This window comes from Janthinobacterium sp. GW456P (genome assembly GCF_002127655.1).
Classification (GTDB): Bacteria; Pseudomonadota; Gammaproteobacteria; order Burkholderiales; family Burkholderiaceae_D; genus Janthinobacterium.
This window is the reverse complement of record NZ_NEHB01000034.1, coordinates 17398-38517: the sequence shown is the minus strand read 5'-3', so window position 1 is coordinate 38517 and position 21120 is coordinate 17398. Positions and strand designations below refer to the sequence as shown.

General features: G+C 62.9%; 19 protein-coding genes. 6 read left to right on the top strand and 13 right to left on the bottom strand.

The genetic code is table 11. The annotated features are described in order from the left end of the window. Positions 1-26: 26 nt before the first annotated feature. The 6 genes from CBW66_RS24190 to CBW66_RS24165 all read right to left on the bottom strand — a co-directional run bounded on the left by CBW66_RS24190 (position 27) and on the right by CBW66_RS24165 (position 7523). Positions 27-1817: an acyl-CoA dehydrogenase gene (locus CBW66_RS24190; protein WP_086139628.1), complete on the bottom strand. Its 1791-nt coding sequence runs from the start codon at positions 1815-1817 to the stop codon at positions 27-29. A gap of 89 nt (positions 1818-1906) precedes the next feature. Beyond that, positions 1907-2839, bottom strand: a complete 933-nt coding sequence (locus CBW66_RS24185; protein ID WP_086139627.1) for an electron transfer flavoprotein subunit alpha/FixB family protein — start codon at positions 2837-2839, stop codon at positions 1907-1909. A gap of 42 nt (positions 2840-2881) precedes the next feature. Further along, positions 2882-3631: an electron transfer flavoprotein subunit beta/FixA family protein gene (locus CBW66_RS24180; RefSeq protein WP_034759884.1), complete on the bottom strand. Its 750-nt coding sequence runs from the start codon at positions 3629-3631 to the stop codon at positions 2882-2884. Between the two features lie 243 nt (positions 3632-3874). Further along, positions 3875-4102 carry a sulfurtransferase TusA family protein gene (locus tag CBW66_RS24175; RefSeq protein WP_010395510.1) on the bottom strand — a complete coding sequence of 76 codons (228 nt, stop codon included), beginning with the start codon at positions 4100-4102 and terminating at the stop codon, positions 3875-3877. A 230-nt stretch (positions 4103-4332) separates the two neighbouring features. After that, positions 4333-6951 carry an alanine--tRNA ligase gene (gene alaS / locus CBW66_RS24170; protein ID WP_086139626.1) on the bottom strand — a complete coding sequence of 873 codons (2619 nt, stop codon included), beginning with the start codon at positions 6949-6951 and terminating at the stop codon, positions 4333-4335. A 119-nt stretch (positions 6952-7070) separates the two neighbouring features. Beyond that, entirely contained in the window at positions 7071-7523 is a 453-nt protein-coding gene (locus CBW66_RS24165; RefSeq protein ID WP_086139625.1) for a Fur family transcriptional regulator, read from the bottom strand. Positions 7524-7678: 155 nt separating this feature from the next. Between CBW66_RS24165 and CBW66_RS24160 the strand changes: the two genes are divergently transcribed. Continuing rightward, the gene (locus CBW66_RS24160) at positions 7679-9736 is read left to right on the top strand and encodes a TonB-dependent receptor (protein ID WP_170932998.1); all 2058 of its coding nucleotides are present in this window, start codon (positions 7679-7681) and stop codon (positions 9734-9736) included. A gap of 145 nt (positions 9737-9881) precedes the next feature. On the opposite strand, the gene ugpQ is transcribed toward CBW66_RS24160, so the two are convergent. Next, positions 9882-10625, bottom strand: a complete 744-nt coding sequence (ugpQ, locus tag CBW66_RS24155) for a glycerophosphodiester phosphodiesterase (RefSeq protein ID WP_086139624.1) — start codon at positions 10623-10625, stop codon at positions 9882-9884. 185 nt (positions 10626-10810) lie between these two features. Here ugpQ and CBW66_RS24150 point away from each other — a divergent pair, with 185 nt between their 5' ends. Further along, positions 10811-11929, top strand: coding sequence for a sensor histidine kinase (locus tag CBW66_RS24150; protein WP_086139623.1), 1119 nt, complete (start codon positions 10811-10813; stop codon positions 11927-11929). Further along, positions 11926-12783: a LytTR family DNA-binding domain-containing protein gene (locus CBW66_RS24145; RefSeq protein WP_086139622.1), complete on the top strand. Its 858-nt coding sequence runs from the start codon at positions 11926-11928 to the stop codon at positions 12781-12783. Before CBW66_RS24150 ends, CBW66_RS24145 begins: the two co-directional genes overlap by 4 nt. A 19-nt stretch (positions 12784-12802) precedes the next feature. Here the strand turns inward: CBW66_RS24145 and CBW66_RS24140 are convergent, their stop codons facing one another. After that, positions 12803-13129 (bottom strand): hypothetical protein, encoded by a 327-nt coding sequence (locus tag CBW66_RS24140; RefSeq protein WP_086139621.1) that lies wholly within the window; start codon positions 13127-13129, stop codon positions 12803-12805. Between the two features lie 174 nt (positions 13130-13303). Between CBW66_RS24140 and CBW66_RS24135 the strand changes: the two genes are divergently transcribed. Continuing rightward, positions 13304-13948 carry a hypothetical protein gene (locus tag CBW66_RS24135; protein WP_086139620.1) on the top strand — a complete coding sequence of 215 codons (645 nt, stop codon included), beginning with the start codon at positions 13304-13306 and terminating at the stop codon, positions 13946-13948. Between the two features lie 4 nt (positions 13949-13952). On the opposite strand, the gene CBW66_RS24130 is transcribed toward CBW66_RS24135, so the two are convergent. Next, on the bottom strand, positions 13953-15227 hold the full coding sequence (locus tag CBW66_RS24130) for an MFS transporter (RefSeq protein ID WP_230492018.1): 1275 nt from the start codon (positions 15225-15227) through the stop codon (positions 13953-13955). Between the two features lie 103 nt (positions 15228-15330). On the opposite strand from CBW66_RS24130, the gene CBW66_RS24125 reads away from it, so the two are divergent. Then, positions 15331-16233, top strand: coding sequence for a LysR family transcriptional regulator (locus CBW66_RS24125; protein ID WP_086139619.1), 903 nt, complete (start codon positions 15331-15333; stop codon positions 16231-16233). A gap of 169 nt (positions 16234-16402) precedes the next feature. On the opposite strand, the gene CBW66_RS24120 is transcribed toward CBW66_RS24125, so the two are convergent. From CBW66_RS24120 to CBW66_RS24105, 4 genes are all read right to left on the bottom strand, one after another. Beyond that, entirely contained in the window at positions 16403-17275 is an 873-nt protein-coding gene (locus tag CBW66_RS24120; RefSeq protein WP_086139618.1) for a hypothetical protein, read from the bottom strand. Positions 17276-17294: 19 nt separating this feature from the next. Further along, on the bottom strand, positions 17295-18095 hold the full coding sequence (locus CBW66_RS24115) for a hypothetical protein (RefSeq protein WP_086139617.1): 801 nt from the start codon (positions 18093-18095) through the stop codon (positions 17295-17297). Beyond that, positions 18085-18597, bottom strand: coding sequence for a hypothetical protein (locus CBW66_RS24110; RefSeq protein ID WP_086139616.1), 513 nt, complete (start codon positions 18595-18597; stop codon positions 18085-18087). The genes CBW66_RS24115 and CBW66_RS24110 overlap by 11 nt, the downstream gene beginning before the upstream one ends. 215 nt (positions 18598-18812) lie before the next feature. Then, entirely contained in the window at positions 18813-19106 is a 294-nt protein-coding gene (locus CBW66_RS24105; protein WP_086139615.1) for a DnaJ domain-containing protein, read from the bottom strand. Between the two features lie 161 nt (positions 19107-19267). Here CBW66_RS24105 and CBW66_RS24100 point away from each other — a divergent pair, with 161 nt between their 5' ends. Beyond that, the gene (locus CBW66_RS24100; protein ID WP_086139614.1) at positions 19268-21034 is read left to right on the top strand and encodes a glutamine--tRNA ligase/YqeY domain fusion protein; all 1767 of its coding nucleotides are present in this window, start codon (positions 19268-19270) and stop codon (positions 21032-21034) included. Positions 21035-21120 lie beyond the last annotated feature (86 nt).

Below are 21120 nucleotides of genomic sequence, written 5' to 3'. Positions count from 1 at the left end.
CCAGCTTGCGCTGGCCACGTTTCAACTTAAAACTGCTCTTCCGACAAGGCCATCACGCCGGCGCTGCCGTCGATGATGGTGGCGCGCAAGCCGGGTGCCTGCGACAGGATGTGGTCGGCAAAGAAGCGCGCCGTGGCGATTTTTGCCTTGTAGAACGAAGCGTCGCCGCTGCCTTCTCCCAGCTTTTGCTGCGCCACGATGGCCGCGCGCGCCATTTGCCAGCCGCCCAGCACGATGCCGGCCAGTTTCAGATACGGCACGCTGCCCGCGAAGACGGCCTTGATGTCTGTCTTCATGTTCGCCACCACATACTCGACCACGGCCTCCAGCGCGGCGCTGCCTTCGGCCAGGTGGCGCTGCATGGCCTGGAAGTCGGCGCCGGAGAGCTCGCCCAGCTGGGCTTCCGTGGCGCGCACCTGGGCGATGATGGCTTTCGCCACGGCACCGCCGTCGCGCACCGTCTTGCGGCCCACGAGGTCGTTCGCCTGGATGGCCGTCGTGCCTTCGTAGATGGTCAGTATCTTGGCGTCGCGGTAATGCTGGGCGGCGCCCGTCTCTTCAATAAAGCCCATGCCGCCATGCACTTGCACGCCATCGCGCGTGACGTCCTGCGACATTTCCGTGGCCCAGCCCTTGATCACGGGCACCAGGTATTCATACGTCGCCAGGCTTTCCGTCCGCACCTCGGCGTCCGGATGGTGGTGCGCCACGTCGCTGATGGCCGCGCCCACGTAGGCCAGTGCGCGCGCCGCCTCCGTCTGCGAGCGCATGGACATCAGCATGCGGCGCACGTCGGGGTGGTGGATGATGGACACCGGACCGGCGGAACCGGCCAGGTCGCGCGACTGCACGCGGTCCTTGGCAAACGCCACGGCTTGCTGGTAGGCGCGCTCGGCCAGGCCGATGCCTTGCAGGCCCACGCCGAAGCGGGCCGCGTTCATCATGATGAACATGTATTCGAGGCCGCGGTTTTCCTCGCCCACCAGGGTGCCGATGGCGCCGCCGTGGTCGCCGAACTGCAATACCGCAGTCGGGCTGGCCTTGATGCCCAGCTTGTGCTCGATGGAAACACAATGCGCGTCATTGCGCGCACCGAGGCTGCCGTCCGCGTTGACGAGGAACTTAGGTACGATGAACAGCGAAATGCCTTTCACGCCGGCGGGCGCGTCCGGCGTGCGGGCCAGCACCAGGTGGACGATGTTTTCCGCCATGTCGTGTTCGCCGTACGTGATGAAAATCTTCGTGCCGAACACTTTATAGGTGCCGTCATCCTGCGGCACGGCGCGCGTGCGCACGGCGGCCAGGTCGGATCCCGCTTGCGGCTCCGTCAGATTCATGGTGCCCGTCCACTTGCCGGAGACCAGGTTTTCCAGGTAGGTCGCTTTTTGCGCGTCGCTGCCAGCCGTCAGCAGCGCCTCGATGGCGCCGTCGGACAACAGGGCCACCAGGGCGAACGAGATGCTGGCCGAGTTGAGCATTTCGATGCAGGGCGTGGCCAGCAGCTTGGGCAAGCCCTGGCCGCCGAACTGCGTCGGATGCTGCACGCCCTGCCAGCCCGCTTCGCCGTAGGCCTTGAAGGCATCCTTGAAGCCTTTCGAGGTGGTCACTTGACCGTCGTGCCAGAAGCTCGGTTCCTTGTCGCTGGGACCATTCAGAGGGGCCACCACGCCGCCGCAGAACTTGGCATTTTCTTCCAGCACGGCTTCGGCCGTGTCGGGCGTGGCGTCTTCGCAGCCAGGCAAAGTATGGATTTCGGCCAGGCCGGCCAGTTCGTTCATCACGAACAACATGTCTTTCAGCGGGGCTTGATAGCTCATCTATTTCTCCAAGAAAAAAGCCACGCGCGGCTCGCCGTGTGGGGCGGGCCGGCGTGGCTTCGTGATATACAAAACCTGACGGGTTTAAATTAGCCCAGTTCTTTGACCAGTTGCGGCACGATCTCGAACAGATCGCCCACGATGCCGTAGTCGGCCACGGCAAAGATCGGCGCTTCCGGATCCTTGTTGATGGCGACGATGGTTTTCGAGTCTTTCATGCCGGCCAGATGCTGGATCGCGCCCGAGATACCGACGGCGATGTACAGCGATGGCGCGACGATCTTGCCCGTCTGGCCCACTTGCCAGTCGTTCGGCACGAAGCCGGCGTCGACGGCGGCGCGCGAGGCACCCATGGCGGCGCCCAGCTTGTCGGCCAGCGGCTCGAGGATGTGGAAGTTCTCGGCCGAACCCATGCCACGGCCGCCCGACACGATGATTTTCGCGGCGGTCAGTTCAGGACGGTCGGACTTGGCCAGTTCGCGGCCCACGAAGGCGGACTTGCCATTGTCGGCGACGGCGGCGACGGTTTCCGTGGCAGCCGAACCACCGGTGGCGGCAGCGGCGTCGAAACCGGTGGTGCGCACGGTGATGACCTTGATCTTGTCGCCAGATTGCACGGTGGCAATCGCGTTACCGGCGTAGATCGGGCGCTCGAAGGTGTCGGGTGTATCGACCTTGGTGATTTCCGAGATTTGCGCCACGTCCAGCTTGGCGGCCACGCGCGGCAGGATGTTCTTGCCGTAGGCGGTGGCTGGCGCCAGGATGTGGCTGTAGTTGCCGGCGATGGCCAGCACCTGCTCGGCCACGTTTTCGGCCAGGCCGTCGGCAAAGTATGGCGCGTCGGCCACGATGACTTTCGTCACGCCGGCGATTTGCGCAGCGGCGGCAGCGGCAGCCGAGGCGTTCGAACCTGCGACGAGCACGTGCACGTCGCCGCCGCACTGGGCGGCCGCGGTCACGGTGTGGTGGGTGCTGCCCTTTAAGGTAGCGTTGTCGTGTTCAGCAATAACTAATGCGACCATGATGTGTCCTGTAATTGTTCTGGATAAACGGCGAGGCCGCGCTTAGATGACTTTGGCTTCGGTACGCAGCTTGGCGACCAGGGTGGCGACGTCCGGCACCTTGATGCCGGCCGAGCGCTTGGCTGGCTCGACGACTTTCAGGGTCTTCAGGCGTGGCGCGACATCGACGCCCAGGTCTTCCGGCTTGACGGTCTCGAGCGGCTTTTTCTTGGCCTTCATGATGTTCGGCAAGGTCACATAGCGTGGCTCGTTCAGGCGCAAATCGGTGGTGATAATCGCTGGCAAGGTCAATGCCAGGGTTTCCAGGCCGCCGTCGACTTCGCGCGTGACGGTCACTTTGCCGTCTTCCAGCACGACTTTCGAAGCGAACGTGGCTTGCGGCCAACCCAGCAGGGCCGCCAGCATCTGGCCGGTCTGGTTGCTGTCGTCATCGATCGCCTGCTTGCCCAGGATGATCAGTTGCGGCTGTTCTTTCTCGGCCAGGGATTTCACCAGCTTGGCCACGGCCAGCGGCTCCAGTTCGGTCGTCGTTTCCACCAGGATGCCGCGGTCGGCGCCGATGGCCATGGCCGTGCGCAGGGTTTCCTGGCACTGCGTCACGCCGCAGGAGATGGCGACCACTTCGGTGACCTTGCCGGCTTCCTTCAGGCGCATCGCTTCTTCCAGCGCGATCTCATCGAAAGGGTTCATCGACATTTTGACGTTGGCGGTATCGACGCCAGTGCCGTCACTCTTGACGCGGACTTTGACGTTATAGTCGACCACGCGTTTGACGGGTACCAAGACTTTCATAGCTATGCCTTTGGGAAATTATAAAAATGACGGATCAAGTGCTGATTGTGCGTTCGATTATAAGAGAAATTTGAATCCTGAACCGAATTTAAGCACGATCGTGCGATTTTTTGTTAGAGCAATCCATCTAAACTGTCCAGCTTTGGGGATTTCAAGGGGGTCGGCCGCTACGCTGCAGGGCAGCAAAAGGGCTGGTTCGGGAAGGAAAACCAGGCCGCGCCACGGCGGCCCCGGCTGGCAGAATTATTTGCGTTGCATCAGGAAGACGAATTCGGTGCCCGTCTGCACATGCGACAGCAGGGCATTGCCCGTTTGCTTGGCGAAAGCCTGGAAGTCGCGCACGGAACCGGGATCGGTTGCCATGATGCGCAGCACTTCCCCGCTCTGCAGCTCTGACAAAGCCTTTTTCGCCTTCAGAATCGGCAACGGACAATTCAAGCCCCGCGCGTCGAGTTCTTTGTGAAATTCCATAATCTCGGTATCAAGTAGTGTGTCGCTCATCATCAATATCCCACCATTGTTTTGTTGTACTGATTTTCGACATACTACTCTAAATCAGGGGCATTGACGCGCTGCACCAAAATAGTTCATCGGCTGTTGTGGTGTCACAACGAGATGCCACACGGCAAAACGGCCCGCAAACACCGTCCGCGGGCCGTTTTCAAGGGACTGTGGGGCGCAAACCCCGCATGCCTTCTAGCTTACGCCTGTGTTGCGCGTTCGCCGACCCAGGCCGGTACGCTGGCCAAAGCGTTCGCCAGGCCGCTCGGATCGGTGCCGCCGGCCTGCGCCATATCGGGGCGTCCGCCGCCTTTTCCGCCCACTTGCTGTGCAACGAAGTTCACCAGCTCGCCCGCCTTGACCTTGGAAGTGGCGTCCGCCGTCACGCCGGCGATCAGGCTGACCTTGCCGTCCGCCACGCTGGCCAGCACGATGGCGGCCGTTTTCAGCTTGTCCTTCAGCTTGTCCATGGTTTCGCGCAGACGGGCCACGTCGGCACCGTCCAGCACGGCCGCCAGCACCTTGATACCGTTGACATCGACGGCTTGCGTGACCAGCTCATCACCCTGGCCCGACGCCAGTTTCGATTTCAGCGCGGCCAGTTCCTTCTCCAGCGCCTTTACGTGGTCCTGCACCTGGCCGATGCGGGCCGTCAGTTCTTCCGGCTGCGCCTTCAGGGCGCTGGCCGCTTCGACGAGGCGGCGGTTGATGGTTTGCACCAGCGCCAGCGCGCCCTCGCCCGTCACCGCTTCCACGCGGCGGATGCCGGTGGCCACGCCGCTTTCGCCGATGATCTTGAACAGGCCGATATCGCCCGTGCGCTGCACGTGGACGCCGCCGCACAGTTCTTTCGAACTGCCGATGTCGAGCACGCGCACTTCGTCGCCGTATTTCTCGCCGAACAGGGCCATCGCGCCATGCTTGACGGCGTCGTCAAACGACATCAAATGGGCTTGCGTGGCACGGTTTTCCAGGATCTCTTTGTTGACGATGGTTTCCACGGCGGCGATTTGCTCGGCCGTCATCGGCGCATTGTGGCTGAAGTCGAAGCGGGTTTTGTCCGGATCGACCAGCGAACCCTTTTGCGCCACGTGGCTGCCCAGCACTTCGCGCAAGGCCTTGTGCATCAAGTGCGTGGCCGAGTGGTTGCGGATGGTGCGCGCACGCTTGGCCGTGTCGACTTCGGCCGAGACGGCGTCGCCCACTTTCAGCACGCCCGATTCCAGCACGCCGTGGTGGCCGAACACGTCGGCCTGGATTTTCAGGGTATCGCTGACGGCGAAGCTGCCCGCGCCCGAGGCGATCACGCCCTGGTCGCCCACCTGGCCGCCCGATTCCGCGTAGAACGGCGTGGTGTCGAGCACGACGATGCCATCCTGGCCCGCCTTCAATTCCTGCACCGGCGTGCCGGCTGCGTACAGCGCGACGACCTTGCTGCTGAACGTCAACTGGTCATAGCCGACGAATGTGTTTTTCTCGCCCGTGTACTCGACCTTGCTGTCCTTGTGCGTCTTGCCGCCCTTGCGCGACAGTTCCTGGCTTTCCTTCAGGGCCGCGTCGTAGCCGGCCTGGTCGAACGTGATGTCACGTTCGCGGCAGATGTCGGCCGTCAGGTCCGGCGGGAAGCCGTAGGTTTCGTACAAAGTGAAAGCGGTGGCGCCGTCGATGCCCGTGCCATCCTTGGCCAGCTGCGCTTCCAGCACCTTCATGCCCGTTTCCAGGGTTTCGCCGAAACGCTCTTCCTCGGCTTTCAGCATGCTGGCGACGTTTTCCTTCGCTTCTTCCAGTTCCGGATAGGCGCCGCCCATCTCGATGGCGAGGTCCGCCACCAGCTTGTAGAAGAACGGTTTCGTCTGGCCCAGCTTGTGGCCATGGCGCAGGGCGCGGCGGATGATACGGCGCAACACATACGCGCGGCCTTCGCTGCCCGGAATGATGCCGTCGACGATCATGAAGGCGGCGGAGCGGATATGGTCGGCGATCACGCGCAGCGACTTGTTTTCCAGGTCGGTGGCGCCCGTTTCGCGCGCGGCGGCGCGGATCAAGTGCTGGAACAGGTCGATTTCATAGTTCGAATGCACGTGCTGCAGCACGGCGGCCAGGCGCTCCATGCCCATGCCCGTGTCGACGCACGGTTTCGGCAGCTTGTGCATGACGCCCGCTTCGTCGCGGTTGAACTGCATGAACACCAGGTTCCAGATCTCGATGAAGCGGTCGCCATCTTCGTCAGGCGAGCCTGGCGGGCCGCCTGGAATGTCGGCGCCGTGGTCGTAGAAGATTTCCGTGCATGGACCGCATGGGCCCGTATCGGCCATCTGCCAGAAGTTGTCGGACGCGTAGCGCGATCCCTTGTTGTCGCCGATGCGGATGATGCGCTCGACCGGCACGCCGATCTCTTTTGCCCAGATGTCATACGCTTCGTCATCTTCGATGTAGACGGTGACGGTCAGCTTGTCTGCAGGCAAGCCGTACACCTTGGTCAGCAATTCCCAGGCGAAGTGAATCGCATCGCGCTTGAAATAGTCGCCGAAGCTGAAGTTGCCCAGCATTTCAAAGAAGGTGTGGTGGCGCGCCGTGTAGCCGACGTTTTCCAGATCGTTGTGCTTGCCGCCGGCGCGCACGCAGCGCTGCACCGAGGTGGCGCGCGTGTACGGACGGCTGTCCATGCCCGTAAACACGTCCTTGAATTGCACCATGCCGCTGTTCGTCAACAGCAAGGTCGGATCGTTGCCTGGCACCAGGGAGCTGGAACGGACGATGGAATGGCCCTTGGACTCGAAAAATTTGAGGAACTTGTCGCGGATTTCAGTTGATTTCATGTTTTTTTGGCAAAGAGTGGCGGCAGCTTTAAAGGGAAGATTATACGTGATATAGGGTGCGGCAATCAGGGCTGGCACGGGCATTGTTGCAAGCCTGCCCATACGCGCAGCCTGCCCGCTCAGGCCGGGTCGTGGTGGCTGGCGCAGGCGTGCGGTGCAGTCGCGGCCTTGGCCGCCGCGGCAGCCGCGCTGGCGCCGGCATTGCAGTCGGCGCAGCGGCCGTACAGGGTCAATTCGTGGCGCTCGACGACAAAACCTTGCGGCGCCATGCGCTTCAAGTCGCCCGGGCAATCATGCACGTCGAACACGCGCTGGCAGGTGGTGCACTGGAAATGGTGATGGTGGTGATTGGCGGCCGTGTTCGACTCATAGCGCGGGTTTTCTCCCGGCAAGGTCACGACGTGCACCTTTTCTTCCAGCACCAAGGACTTCAAGTTGCGGTAAACAGTGGCGATGCCCAGCTGCGTCACTTGCAAGCTGGCCTGTTCGAGGATTTCCTGCGCCGACAGGGGGCGCTGGGCCGACTCGATGGCGGCTTGAATAGCGGTTTTTTGGCGTGTTGTGCGTTCCATAGCCAACAGAATACACCATCCGCCTGCATCTACCGCCCGGAAAAACTGCCACACATTAATGATAATGGGTTATCATTATCATCTTAGGGCAGGCTCACCTGTTCATGCGCTGCCCCAACCCTGCCAACACTGCTAGCCGATAAGGAACTTTGCCCATGTCCGTCCGTTCACACCAACCCACTCCCCTCGCGCTGGCCATCATGCTGGCCTTTGCCGCTCCCGCCAGCGCCCTGGCGCAGCAGGCAGCCACCTTGCCTGCCGTCACCGTCTCGGCCAGCGCCCTGGCCCTGGGCAGCGACGACATGAGCACCCCAGTGACGGTGCTGGAAGGCGAGGCACTGGTGCTGGCAAGGGCGGCGACCCTGGGTGAAACCCTGGCCGGCCAGCCCGGTATCACGTCCAGCCATTTCGGCGCCGGCGCCAGCCGCCCCATCATCCGCGGCATGGATGGCCCGCGCGTCAAGGTGCTGTCCGATGGCGCCGAAGTGCAGGATGCGTCGACCATCAGCCCCGACCATGCCGTTGCCGCTGAACCGATGCTGTCGGAACAGATTGAAGTCTTGCGCGGCCCGTCCGCGCTGGCCTACGGCGGCGGCGCCGTCGGCGGCGTCGTCAATGTGATCGACAAGAAAATCCCCACGCGCGTGCCGGCAAAAGGTGTTGAAGGCAGCGCGGAAGTACGCGCCAATTCAAACGCGCGCGAGAAGGCGGGCGCCTTTGAAGTCACCGGCGGCTCCGGCAACATCGCCTTCCACGCGGAAGGCGTCAAGCGCGATGCGAAAGAATACAAGGTCGGCAGCGGCTGGGAAGGCGGCTCCAAAGTGGCCGGCAGCTACAACAAGACGGACACGGGCAGCGTGGGCGTGTCGTGGGTGGGTCAACGCGGCTTCCTGGGCCTGGCCTTCACCAGCCAGCATGCGGAATACGGCTTGCCTGGCCACAACCACGAATTCGAAAGCTGCCACCCGCACGGCACGCATTTGCATTGCGGCGGCCACGACGGTCACGACCACGGTGACGAAGAGGAACATGACCACGATCACGAACATGGCGCCGTGCCCTACGTGAAACTGAAAAGCGAACGCTGGGATGTGCGCGGCGAATTGCGCGACCCCGTGCCCGGCTTCGCCAAGCTGCGCCTGCGCGCGTCGTTCACCGATTACAAGCACGATGAAATCGAAGGCACGGAAATCGCCACCACATTTAAAAACAAGGGCCACGACGCGCGCCTGGAAATGGAACACCATCCCGTGTTCGGCTGGCGCGGCGTCATCGGCCTGCAAACGTCGAAGCGCGATTTCTCCGCCCTGGGCGAGGAAGCCTACGTGGCGCCGACGGTAACGAAGAAGCACGCGGCCTTCCTGGTGGAAGAATACAAGCTCGACCAATGGCGCTTCGAAGCGGGCTTGCGCCACGAGTGGCAAGACATCGCGGTCGACAGCGCCACCTTGCAAGACCGCAGCGCCAAGGGCACGTCGGTCTCGCTGGGCGCCGTGTGGAAATTCGCGCCCCAGTATTCGCTGGGCTCGACCATCTCGCGCACGCACCGTTTGCCCAGCGCCGAGGAACTGTATGCGCACGGCGTGCACATGGCCACGGCCACGTATGAACTGGGCAATCAAAACCTGGGCAAGGAAACGTCGAACAATATCGACTTGACCTTGCGCAAATATGCGGGCGCCACGACCTTCTCGGCCAGCGCCTACCGCAACAAGGTCGATAACTACATCTTCGGCAGCACGCTGGACAACCACGAAGGCTTCCAGCTGATCCAATACGCCCAGCGCGACGCCACGTTTACAGGGCTGGAAGGGCAGATCCGCCAGCAGCTGAACCCCATGTTCGGCGCCAGCGTGTTCGGCGACACCGTGCGCGCCAAGCTGGCCGGCAATGGTGGCAACTTGCCACGCATCCCGGCCCAGCGTTTCGGCGTGAAGTTCGATGCCAACTGGCAGGCATGGAGCGGCGTGGCCGAGTTCTACCGCGTGGGCAAGCAAGACAAGGTCGCCGCGTTTGAAACGGCAACCCCGGGCTACAACATGCTGAACCTGTCCGCCAACTACGACACGCGCATCGGCACGACGCCGGCCCAGTTCTACATCAAGGCGAACAACCTGACGAACGAACTGGCGTACAGCCATACTTCGTTCATCAAGAACGCGGCACCTTTGATGGGGCGCAATGTCACCGTAGGCATGCGCGTGACTTTCTAAGCTGTTTGAACGTAGGTCGGCTTAGCGCGCAAGCGCGTAAGCGCGTAAGCGCGTAAGCGCGTAAGCGCGTAAGCCGACAACACCACGCTCCGTGCCAACAATGTTGTCGGATTACGCTACGCCTCGACAGCCCCGCTAATCCGACCTACGCCATGGCGGGAATCATATCGATCCGGTCCGTACAAAAGCCGTCTACGCCCCAAGCCAGCAGTTCGCTGGCCCGTTCGGGCGTGTTGACGGTGTAGCAGAACAGCCCGTATCCCGCCTCCTTTACCTGTCGCGCCAGTGCCGGCGTCAGTTGCTGGTGGTCGCAATGGAGCGCCACCACGTCCAGCGCCTTTGCCGTGCGCGCCCAGTCATCCGGTATCTGTTCGACCAGCCAGCCGCGCGCCAGTTCCGGCGCCGCCGCGCGCGCCGCTTCCAATGCCGCGATGCTGAACGATGATAGCAGCGGCAGCAATTCTCCGGCAGTCAGTTCCTTTGCAAAATAATCGCGCGTGGCCCGCGCCACCGTCTCGCCCGTCGGCACGTCGAAGCCGGGTGCCGGCTTGATTTCGATATTCATCCAGATGTGCTGCGCCTTGCAATACGCCACCACGGCCTCGAACGTGGGCACGCCCTCGCCCGCAAACTGCGGGCCGAACCAGGCGCCCGCCTCCATGGCCCCCAGCTGCGCTGCCGTGTAGTCGTTGACATGACCGCTGCCGGCCACCGTGCGGCCCAGTTCGGGGTCGTGCACGACGACGGGGACGCCGTCGGACGCCAGCATGACGTCGAATTCCACGGCGCGATAGCCGTAGGCCAGGCCGCAGCGCAGGGCGGCCAGGGTGTTTTCAGGCGCCAGGGTGCCGCCGCCGCGGTGTGCCAGAGTACGTGGATAGGGCCACATGGGGATTCCTTTATAGCAAAGACTGTCTTGCCATACTATCCCGCGCCCATCCTGAAAAGTAAAGCGGCGCCGTTTGGCGACGCGCCGCTGCGAATCGCGTCGCGCCAGCGCCGTTTCGTCGCAGTCCTGTTGCGCCCTGGCCCGCGCTGGCACACAATGCCCCATCATTACCAGCAGACAACTATATGAAACCCGACGCCCGCTCCGCCGATGCTCCAGCTGCCAAGCGCCGCTCGCCCTACTACCGCATGTTGCGCGATGCGCGCTATGCGCTGGCGCTGAACGTGATCTGCGCGCTGGTCATCACGTTCATTCTCAATCCGGGCAGCCATTTCGGACAAAACCTGATCGCCTCGATGTGCATCGGCACGATCGCCTTTCTGCTGATCGACGGCATGCGCCTGACTTTATGGGGCGCGGACCAGCGGCCCATACTCCTGCCCTTCATGCTCATCATCCTGCTGTCCGTGCCCGTGGCGCAAATGCTGGGCCTGGTTCTGTTCGGCTGGCTGACGGGCGTGGAAGTGGGCGGCTTCGAAAACCTGTTGCCCACGCAAATGATGGGCACGCTCGTGTTTACCCTGCTGGCCACGGGCGGTGCCGTGCTGTTTTTCTCCAGCCGCGAAAAGATTACCCGCCTGCAAATGGTGGCTGCCGAGGAAAAGGCCCGCGCCGAATCCGTGGCGCGCCAGGCCATGCAAGCGCAGCTGCAGCTGCTGCAGGCCCAGATCGAACCGCACATGCTGTTCAACACCCTGGCCAACCTGCAGGGCCTGATCAGCTTTGATCCGGACCGTGCCCAGCTGCTGCTCGACCAGCTGATCCAGTACCTGCGCGCCACTTTGAGCTCCTCCCGTGCAGGGTCCACCACCCTCGCGCAGGAGTTTTCCCTGATGCAAGCCTACCTGGGACTGATGTCGATACGCATGGGTGCGCGCCTGGGCTACGCGCTGGACTTGCCCGAGGCCTTGCGCGATATCAAGGTGCCACCCATGCTGCTGCAGCCGCTGGTGGAAAACGCCATCCAGCACGGCCTGGAACCGAAGATCGAAGGCGGGCACATCCACGTGCAGGCATCCACGGACGCCGGCGCGCTGGTGCTGACCGTCAGCGACGATGGCCTGGGCCTCGACCATCCGGGCCAGACCAAGGGCACGCAACTGGGCGTGGCAAATATCCGCGAACGCCTGCACGGCATGCATGGCGATGCCGCCAGCCTGTCGCTGGCCGCCAATACGCCGGCAGGCGTCGTCGCCCGCCTTCACTTACCGATTCACTCCACCACCACGAGCCCCACGCCATGACCAGTTCCACCCCGCGCGCCCTGATCGCCGAAGACGAACCCATACTCGCCGCCGCCCTCGCGCACGCCCTGCGCCGGCTATGGCCGGAACTCGACATCGTTGCCACCTGCGCCAATGGCGTGGAAGCCTTGCAGCAAGGCCTGGCACTGCAACCCGACATTCTGTTTCTCGACATCAAGATGCCGGGCAAGACGGGCCTGGAAGCGGCCGAGGAACTGGCAGAACAGTGGCCGGACGGCGTGCCGTTTCCCCACATCGTGTTCGTCACGGCCTACGACGAATACGCGCTGGCCGCCTTCGAGCAGGCGGCCGCCGATTACGTCTTAAAACCCGTCAACGATGCGCGCCTGGGCAAGACGGTGGAACGCTTGCGGCAGCGCCTGCGCGACAGTGACAGCCGCAACGCTGCGACAACGCCAGCGACCGCGACTGCGCCAGCCTCCACGGCGGCGACCGTCGCAGCGGCCCCCGGCGATGACAACCTGGCCCGCCTGCTGGCCCAGCTGCAGGCTATGGTGCCGCCCGCCCCGCGCCTGCAGATGATACGGGCGGCCGTCGGCAACAGCGTGCGCATGATCGCCCTGGCCGATGTCGTGTATTTCGAGGCGCTGGACAAATACATCAACGTCGTGTGCCAGGACAGCGAAGCGCTGATACGCACGAGTCTGAAGGAACTCTTGCCCCAGCTGGACCCGCAGCAGTTCTGGCAAATCCACCGGGGCACCATCGTCAACGCCAGCGCCATCGCCACGGCCGTGCGCGACGAAGCGGGCAAGCTGTCGCTGACCCTGCGCCAGCACCCGGCGCAACTGCGCGTCAGCCCCTTGTATGCCCATCTGTTCCGCCAGATGTAGCGCGTTCAAGCGCCAAGGCCTAGTGCAGCTGATGCTTCAGGTCCGATAACTCATCGTGCACCTTGAGCACGGCGCTCTTCATTTCCGGCGTGATGCTGGTCGCTGTGCCGCACGCTCGCTTGGCGCGGTCGCCCAGTGATTCCATCTGCTCGACGGCTTGCCGGATGCGCGCATCGTCTTGCGTGTCGATGGCTTGCCGCACGGCGCTCTTTTGCTGGTCCAGCTGGTTGATGCAATCCTTCAAGTCCATCGGCATGCCCTGCTGCTTGCCGCACAGCTGGGCCGCCTGGCCGATCGCGTGTTCGATGGCGCCGAAGCGCCGTGCCACTTCCTTTACCTGCATCATGATCTGTCCTCCCATGGTTATCTGGAGTTGGATCGCCAGGCCTGTCCAGGGTTCCCCGCCAGCGGCCAGGGCATTGAAATTTCCATGAGGCACTTTTTTGTAAGCGCTTGTGACATTCTAGATAATTATCAAATCCTTCAGATACATTGGCGTACCTGAACCACCACGCCCTCCATGAACTCGCTGCCATCCCTGCCCCGCCGCGCTCCGGGCCTGCTGCTGATCGTCCTGCTGCACGCGGGGCTGGCTTATGTCGTGCTGCAGTCGCGCCCCCGCCTTGCCGCTGACGGGCACTTGCCGCAGGGCCCGGCCATCGCCTGGCTGCGCTACACGCCCCCTGCGCCGCCCAAGCCCGTCCCTATACCATTACCCAGTACAAAACCGGCCGCTGAACGTGTGCCGCGCCGAACCATCTCGGCGCCCGTCAGCCGCCCCCTGCCCTCACCCGCCGCCGAGCCGGCGTCAGCACCGGCAACGCCGGAAGCGATCACGGCGCCGCCAGCGCCCAGCGCCGCCGATATCCTGGCGCAAGCCAAGCGCGACGTGGGCAAGATCGACAGAGATTTGCGCAAGGAATTCCCGCAGCGGGGAGAACAGAAACTGGACGACACCGCCTTCAAGCGCATGCAGCAAGGCTTTGCCGAGGCCTACGCGGCCGTGCCGCCGAAATGGTACGAGGCATCGAAAATCGAGGAAGTGGGCGCCAATGAGGCCAGGGGCAGCCGCACTTATAAAATCACCAGCGCGCTGGGCACCTTGTGCGTGACCACGCGCGCGGGCAGGAATGGCGAAACGATGATCGGCAACTGTCCCAAATAAACGATCAGCCCACCGCTTCGCGCGCGCCCAGCGGCTGCAAATGACGCAGGCGCAGGGCGATCAGCAGGCCGCAACCCAGGCACAGGCCCAGCATGATGATGACGCCCGTCCAGCCGTCGAAGCCCCACATCATGCCCGAGGCGGAGCCGATCAGGCTGGAACCGAGGTAATAGAACAGCAGATAAAAGGCCGAGGCCAGCGCCTGCGGCGCGCGGGCGCGGCGGCTGACCCAGCTGCTGGCGATCGAGTGCGAGGCAAAGAAGCCGAACGTGGCCAGCGCCATGCCGGCGACGATCAGCGGCAGCGAGTCGAACAGGGTCAATACAATGCCGGAAAGCATCAGCGACAGCATGATCCACAGCACGCCCCGGCGCCCCAGCCGGTCCACCAGGCGTCCCGCCCAGACGGAGCTGAAGATGCCGATCAGGTACAGAAAGGCCAGCAAGCCGACCGTGCTCTGGCGCAAGCCGAACGGCGCGGCCAGCAGGCGGTAGCCGATGTAGTTATACAGGCTGACGAAACAGCCCATCAGCACGAACGCCAGGCAGAACAGCCACGGCAAGCCCCGGTCGGAAAAATGCTGCTTGATCGCGTGCGGCAAGGCGTTCCAGCCTTTGGTGCTGGGCACGAAATTCTTCGACGCGGGCAGGCTGCGCCAGAATTCCGCCGCCGCCAGCACGCCGGCCACGCCCAGCACGCCCAAGGCCCAGCGCCACGAGAGGAAATCGCTGAGCATGGAAGCAATCAAGCGTCCCGACATGCCACCAAACGCGCTGCCCGCAATATACAAGCCCATCGACAGTCCCAGCGACGGCCCCTCGATTTCCTCGCCCAGATAGGCCATGGCCACGGCCGGCATGCCGCCCAGGGCGATGCCGAGCGCGGCGCGAATGGCCAGCAACTGCGCATAATCCTGCGCGAAGGCGGACAAGATCGTCAGTATGGCGGCGGAAAACATCGAAGCCACCATCAGCGGCTTGCGGCCGATCCGGTCCGAGACGGCGCTCAGCAGCACCAAGGAGATGGCCAGCAAGCCGCTCGACACGGACAGCGACCAGCTGCTTTGCGCAGGCGTCAGATGAAACTGGTGCGACAGCAGCGGGAACAGGGGCTGGATGCAGTACAGCAAGCTGAAGGTGGAAAAGCCGCCAAAGAACAGGGCGCGGTTGCTGCGCTTGAATTCGATGGAGCCCTTGGCGATGGCCGTGCGGGGAGCGGGAGCGGCAGGAGCAAGCGCCGGGGTGGCGGCAGAGGCAAAAGCGAGCGATGAATCAGACATGGCCATGTTTCAGGAAAGAAGCGAGTCTTCATCTTAGGATTGCTAACTCATATCGTCCAATATATATTCTAGACCCAACTCATACTTTTAAAATATTACTGATATGGAACTGCGCCACTTGCGTTACTTTGTCGCCGTCGCCGAAGAACTGCACTTCACGCGCGCGGCCGAGCGCCTGCACATCGGCCAGCCGCCGCTGAGCCAGCAGATCCAGGCGCTGGAGGCGGAACTCGGTGCGCAGTTGTTCGAGCGCAACAAGCGCTCCGTGCGGCTGACGCAGGCAGGCGCCCTGTTTCTCGACGATGCACGGCGCATCCTGGCCCTGTCGGAACAGGCGGCCGTCACGGCGCGCCGGGCCCAGCGGGGCGAAGCGGGCGAATTGCGCATCGGTTTTACCTTTTCCACCCCGTTCACACCGTATTTCGCGACCGTCATCAACCGCTACCGCCAGCAATTCCCGCACGTCACATTGACCCTGCACGAGATGGCGACATTGCATCAACTGGAAGCGATCTCGGGCAGGACAATGGACCTGGGTTTCGTGCGCCCGCCTGAAACGACTTACCCGGACGATATCCGCCTGACGGAATTGCGCCAGGACCCGCTGTTTCTCGTGCTGCCTGTCGCCCACGCGCTGGCGGCCAAGGACAGCATTGCGATTGCCGACATGGTGGGCGAAGGCTTTGTCATGTATCCCAAGGATGCGGGCACGGGGATTTATCCGCAGATCTTTCGCCTGTGCAAGGCGGCCGGCTTCGTGCCTCAGGTCGCGCAGGAAGCGGGCGAAGCGTCGACCATCATCGGCCTGGTGGCGGCCGGCTGCGGCATTTCCGTACTGCCCGCCTCGTTCGACCGCATCCGCATGGATGGCGTGTGCTACCGCCCCATCGCCGACCCGCAGGCAACCACCAGTTTATTGCTTGCACAACGGGAAGAAGAAACATCGCCGCTGGTGGCGGCATTCGTGAAATTGGCCGAGGCAGCGGCGCTGGAGGGGAAAGAATAGGCCGGCGCCGGTAGTGTCGGCTTACGCTGCGGCGGTGCCGCAGCTAAGCCGACCTATAAGGTCGATGGTGCAAGCGAATCCGGCAACAGCCGGCGTAGGTCGGATTAGCCCGCAGGGCGTAATCCGACAATCGTATGCGTCAATGCAACGCCAGCAATGTCGGCATAGGTCACGAATAATCCGCATCCAGCTCGGAACCGGCGTAATTCTCCAGGTCCTCGAACAGGCTCTTCATGCTGGCCCGCGTGAGGATTTTCTGCACCACGGTGCAGCTGCGGCGGTAGGATGCGATGCGGTCGAGCAGCACAGGATGGTGCTGCACCGGCACCTTGGCCACCAGCGCGGCCCAGCCTTCCTCGAAGTCGGGCTTGTTCTTGCGCACGGAACGCACGAAGCGTTCAAACTCCTTCTGCCCCGTGCGCGCGATGACGCGTCCGCCGCCTTCGATGGCGAAGATGATGGCCAGGGCGATGACGCCCTCGGCATTCAAGTCGCTGTCGCTGACGGGGCCGTTGTCATGGTGGCGGCGCAGCCACCCGGCCAGGCGCACGACGGATTGGACTTCCTTGCGCTGTTGCAACTGCAGCGCATACTTTTCATAGCCGGCCCAGTTCTGGTTCGGGTCGGCCTGGCAAATATCGATGAACAGCTCGCGCAAGCGCCGCGCCAGGTAGACGGGGTCCTGGTCGTATTCGCCGACGAGGGCGTCTTCTGGCAGCTGCGACAGTTCCTTGATCAGGCGAAAACCCACCTGGAACGCGTGCTCGGCGCCGTGCTCGACGAGGAAGTCGAGCGCGGCCTGGTCGCCCTCATGCGTGACGGCCTGCTCCAGGCCCAAGGACACGCCGCCCACCGTCAGGTACAGCGCCTTCTGGATGCCGTCGGCCGTGCGTTCATTCGTGAACTTCTCGGCCACCATGGCCGTGATGCCCGTCAATTCGTCGGCCAGGTTCAGCGCCGCGTCCTCGCGCGGGTCGCCCGGCAACAGCTTGATGGCGCGCACCAGGCGCGGAAGATTCTCTACAACAATTGCTGGCAGCATTAGTCGTTCCCTGCTTTCATTACGAGAAAATGCCCGTGCCCAGGCTGCGGCGCGTGCTGGAACGCGGCGCGCTGCGGGTGCTTGGCACTTGCTTGCGCAGGCGGTACAGCAATTCTTTGGTGCTCCGCTGCAACATGGTCGGCTCTTCGTCCGGATCGTCCGAATATTCGGCGTCGGCCAGGTCGGCGCTGTGGCGGAAGTCGGGGAACAGCTCGAACAGTGAGCGGTCCCAGCCGTCTTCATTCGCCTGCGCCAGTTCGATGGCCAGCGGCACGACGTCGTTGTCGGACGAGGTCACGCCCGTCACGTACGGTCCCTTGATGACGATCTCGCCCGCCACTTCGAGAATTTCCTTCGGCGCCATCGAGAACAAAATGGCGAACGCCGTGGCGCCCCAATCGGTGGCGGACGCTTCGAGCAGCAGCTCGCGGCGGCGTTCGGCGTCGTCGGTGGAAAACACGACGCCGTGGATGTGCGCGAACAGCGCTTCGGCGATGCGTTCCGGATCATCTTCGATCTGGTCGTCGCTCCAGGTGGCGGCGATGAAGGCCAGGCTGTCGGCCCAGGCTTTCGGCGGCACCAGCAGGGTCGCCAGCGACATCTTGCCGCCGTCGAAACCGGCCAGGTGCAGGGCAGTCACCTGCGGCGGGATGGCGCTCAGCACTTCCACCACGGCCAGGTCGCCATACTGGTCGGCCGCGTCGGCAAACGCCTGCTCGGCGTGGCCCAGCGAACCGGACAGCACCAGTTCCGTGACCTGCTTCGTCAGCGCGGGCAAATTGCTTTTTTGTTCCGCATTGTGATCCTTGTTATCGGCCATGGTCATCTCCATCCTGGTCAAACATCTGGGCGAAATCGTCTGTGGCTGCGTCTTCGTCGTGCTCGTCGTCGCCGTCGTCATTGGCGGCCAGCTGGTCGAGCGACTGGTCATCGTCGTCCCACAGGCGCGGGTTCTTGTGCAAAAAGGCCGTGATGATGGCCTGGCGCGCCAGGTCGGGGAAGCTCTCTTCGATGGCGGCGTACATCTTCGCCGCTTCCGGATCGGCGCAGCTCGCCATGGAAAACACGCGGGCCGGGTCGCCGAACTCGTAGTCTTCGCTTTCGGCCAGCAAGCCTTTCGGGTCGCTGAAGCTGATGTGGTCGACCAGCGCGAAGGCCAGCATGTTCACGTCTTCGATGCCGCCGCCGCTCGCGTACTCGCTCACCAGCGCGTCGACCATGCTTTTATAGTTCTTGCGGTTCGGCGGGTCGCCGAGGATGCCGTCGATCTGGCCTTCCAGCTCGCGCGACTGGTACGCGAATTCAGGGTGTACTCTTCTCATGCTGTGCTTTCCAATGTAATGCGCGGCGTTTTTACATAAAAGCGCCGTTGTTGTTGTTTTTCAAATCATTCGGGCTATACCGCGTCTCACAGAACCGTAGCGAGCGGCAGTGAATTGTGGCTAAGAAGCGCAACCGTAGTTTAGTACGGGGGCGCCGAGCCGGTGAGCATCGCAGGCCGCAAGTCACGACGCGCAGTAGCCTATGTGAGACGCCCTCAATCGGCTGGCAATACCGTACCATGCAAGCGGAACACGCCGCACCAGAGGGCATAGGCTTCCGCTTCCGGATCGATGATGATGCGGTGGTTCACGCTCTGGTCGTATTCGGCGCGCTTGGCCGGGTCGGCCAGGATCTCGTAGGCCTTGGTGACGCTCTTGAAGCGCGCCTCGGCGCCGGGGGCCTGGTTGCGGTCGGGGTGGTAGCGCATGGCCAGCGAACGGTAAACCTTCTTGATTTCATCGTCGCTGGCATTGGGCGCGACACCGAGGACGTTATATAAATTTTCCATATGATGCTCCGGAGGCGCGAATTTCTACTAATTAAAGGCGAATTATCCTATAGAACGGCGCCCGCGTCGCTTGCATGCTGGGAAATGGGGCCAAATACGTGCCTATAAAGCGCTTGCGGTACGGTAAAATGCCTTTTACTGTCACTCTTCCGCATTGATCAATGAGCAACGATAAATCGAATACCGCCGCGCCTGCGCTGGCGCCCAATTTCTTGCGTAACATCATCGAAGCCGACCTGGCTGCCGGCGCCCACGTGCGTCCCGGCCTGCCCCAGGTGATCACGCGTTTCCCGCCGGAGCCGAACGGCTACCTGCACGTGGGCCACGCCAAGTCGATCTGCGTCAACTTCGGCCTGGCGCGCGATTACGCCGGCCAGTGCAACCTGCGCTTCGACGACACCAATCCGGCCAAGGAAGAGCAGGAATACGTCGACACCATCATGGACAGCGTGAAATGGCTGGGCTTTGACTGGGAACCGAAGACCAGCGATGGCCAAAGCCACCTGCACTACGCGAGCGACTATTTCGACCAGCTGTATGCGATGGCCGAGTACCTGATCACGGCCGGCTTCGCTTACGTCGACAGCCAGAGCGCCGAAGACATGGCCGCCAACCGTGGCAATTTCGGCCAGGCCGGCAAGAATTCGCCGTTCCGCGACCGTCCGCGCGACGAATCGCTGGCGCTGTTCCGCGCCATGAAGGCGGGCCAATTCAAGGATGGCGAGCACATCCTGCGCGCGAAGATGAGCGAAGATGCCATGAGTTCGCCGAACATGAACTTGCGCGACCCGGCCATCTACCGCATCCGCCACGCGCATCACCACCGCACGGGCGACGCCTGGTGCATCTATCCGATGTACGACTACACGCACCCGATCTCGGACGCGCTGGAAAACATCACGCATTCGATCTGCACCCTGGAATTCCAGGACCACCGCCCGTTCTACGACTGGCTGCTGGAAACTCTGTCCGCCGGCGGCTTCTTCAAGCAGCCCGTGCCGCACCAGTTCGAGTTCTCGCGCCTGAACCTGACCTACATCGTCACCAGCAAGCGCAAGCTGCGCCAGCTGGTGGAAGAGCACATCGTTGACGGCTGGGACGACCCGCGCATGCCGACCCTGGTGGGCATGCGCCGCCGCGGCTACACGCCGGAAGCGATTCAATTGATGTGCGAACGCACGGGCGTGACGAAATCGGACGGCTGGATCGACTACAGCGTGCTGGAAGGCTGTTTGCGCGAAGACCTCGATCCGAAGGCGCCGCGCACCGTGGCCGTGCTGCGCCCGTTAAAACTGATCATCGACAACTTCCCGGAAAACGAAAGCGTGGAATGCACGGCGCCCGTGCACCCGCACTTCCCCGAACGCGGCTTGCGCACCTTCCCCATCTCGCGCGAGCTGTGGATCGAGGAAGACGACTTCATGGAAGTGCCGAACAAGGGCTATTTCCGCCTGTATCCACCGATCGACGACAAGCCGGGTAGCAAGGTGCGCCTGCGCTACGGCTACGTGATCGAATGCACGGGCTTTGACAAGGATGAAAACGGCAAGGTCGTCGCCGTGCATTGCAACTATTTCCCGGACAGCAAGTCGGGCACGGAAGGCAGCGCCAACTACAAGGTCAAGGGCAATATGCACTGGGTCAGCGCGCCGACGGCGATTGCCGCCGAAGTACGCCTGTACGACCGCCTGTTTACGGACCCGCAGCCGGACGCGGGCGGCAAGGATTTCAAGCTGGCCCTGAATCCGCTGGCCAAGGAAGTGGTGCAGGCGTGGCTGGAACCGGGCGCCGAGTTGGCCCAGCCGGAACAGCGCTTCCAGTTCGAGCGCCACGGCTACTTCGCGGCCGACCGGGTCGACAGCCAGCCTGGCAAGCCTGTCTTCAACCGCATCGTCACCCTGAAAGACAGCTGGCAGCCTGCCAAGTAAGGCGGCCGCCGCCACCACCACGAAAAAACCGCTGCGGCGGTTTTTTTTCGTCTCAATAACATACATCTCCGGAGAATATTGCCTGT